Origin of the sequence: Vibrio sp. 10N.222.49.C9 (genome assembly GCF_041474985.1) — a bacterium.
Lineage (GTDB): Bacteria > Pseudomonadota > Gammaproteobacteria > Enterobacterales > Vibrionaceae > Vibrio > Vibrio crassostreae_C.
This window is the reverse complement of sequence record NZ_JBFRVD010001606.1, coordinates 1-226: the sequence shown is the minus strand read 5'-3', so window position 1 is coordinate 226 and position 226 is coordinate 1. Positions and strand designations below refer to the sequence as shown.

The following is a 226-nucleotide window of genomic DNA, read 5'->3' as shown; positions in this document are numbered from 1 at the left end:
CCACAGACGCGATCTCAACTTCTCTTACGCCGCTGTAAAACAGCTTGAGGGCAAGTACTTCGTACAAAACCGCGTAACTAAAGAAATCTATGAGAGTGCGCAGTTCCTATATATGCTGGTTTCTGCATGCCTATTCTCTAAATACCCAAGAGAAACTCGTCTAGATTACATCCGTCGCTTCTATGACGCGGTATCTATGTTCAAGATCTCGCTGCCTACGCCAATC

The 226-nt window shown here is 45.6% G+C and carries 1 protein-coding gene; it reads left to right on the top strand.

The window, feature by feature from the left end; translation table 11 throughout:
- The coding region (locus tag AB4585_RS29470) for a ribonucleotide reductase N-terminal alpha domain-containing protein (RefSeq protein WP_372172386.1) at positions 1-226 on the top strand (226 nt) is incomplete at both ends.